Annotated in this window: 1 protein-coding gene; it reads right to left on the bottom strand. The window is 56.4% G+C overall.

The annotated features are described in order from the left end of the window. A partial coding sequence (locus WH277_RS08225; RefSeq protein ID WP_339505219.1) for an MATE family efflux transporter occupies positions 1-838 on the bottom strand: 838 nt, incomplete at both ends.

The raw sequence follows: 838 nt of genomic DNA on the forward strand, positions 1-838 counted from the left end.
GTATAAAGCAGGGCGATCTCTTCGCGAAACGTCACTGTGAACAGCGCGGTCATACAAGCCATACCGATGCCAACGCCCTGCGCTGTCCACGCGGCGACTTTGGCCTGTTCGACAGAACCCTGACCCAGTCGGAAGCCTACGCGGATGGTGGTGGCGACCCCAAGCGATAACGGCAGGACGAACATCAGTGAACTGAAGTTCAGGGCGATCTGATGGCCCGCGACTTTGACGATCCCCATCGGAGACACCAGCAGGGCCACGACAGCAAACAATGTCACTTCAAAGAACAGTGCCAGCGCAACCGGCAGACCAAGCCCGGTCAGACGGCGTAATGCTTTCCAGTCTGGCGCACTGAAACGTCCCTCAATATGAATATCGCGCATTGATTTGGCTCGATTCACCCAGGCCTTCATCGCGATAAACATCACCCAGTAGACCGATGCGGTGGCCACGCCGCAACCAATTCCGCCCAGTGCAGGCATGCCAAAGTGACCGTAGATAAAGACGTAGTTAACCGGAATATTCACCAGCAGCCCGAGGAACCCCATGACCATGCCGGGTTTCGTTTTTGATAAACCTTCACACTGATTACGGGCAACCTGGAAAAACAGATAACCGGGAGCGCCCCACAGCAAGGCGTGCAGGTATCCCACCGCTTTTCTGGATAATTCCGGGTCAACATTATGCATCGCGCCGATCAGGTATCCGGCGTTATACAGCACCACCATAATCAGCACAGAGACCATCGCTGCCAGCCAGTAAGCCTGGCGAACCTGATGTGCAATGCGCTCACGTCGGCCGGAGCCATTAAGCTGCGCCACCACCGGCGTCAGCGCCA

Origin of the sequence: Erwinia sp. MYb416 (assembly GCF_037479575.1) — a bacterium.
GTDB classification, from domain to species: domain Bacteria; phylum Pseudomonadota; class Gammaproteobacteria; order Enterobacterales; family Enterobacteriaceae; genus Erwinia; species Erwinia rhapontici.